The organism is Cupriavidus sp. SIMBA_020 (assembly GCF_046535395.1).
Lineage (GTDB): Bacteria > Pseudomonadota > Gammaproteobacteria > Burkholderiales > Burkholderiaceae > Cupriavidus > Cupriavidus campinensis.
Window position 1 is genome coordinate 1 of sequence record NZ_JAWRWU010001181.1, and the last position, 252, is coordinate 252.

Genomic DNA, 252 nt, shown 5'->3' on the forward strand with positions numbered 1-252 from the left:
CCAGGAGCGCGTCGCGGGCCGGCTCGTCCATCAGCGACATGAGCGCTTTTCCCAGCGAATTGGCGTGTACGTCCTTGAACTCGCCGGCAACCGGCGCGTATCGGATCGTATGGGGCGAGTCCAGCACATCCAGGTAGACCACCCGGCCGTCCTGCGTCAGCTTGGCGAACACGACGGTTTCCCGGGTTGCGTCCCTTAATTCAACCAGGCTGGGATAGACGCGGTCGAGCACGGGATCGGCCCGGGCGATGC

The 252-nt window shown here is 65.1% G+C and carries 1 pseudogene; it reads right to left on the reverse strand.

Annotated elements, in window-relative coordinates:
* A pseudogene (locus tag SB751_RS33250) lies at window positions 1-252 on the reverse strand (IclR family transcriptional regulator); the annotation flags it as partial.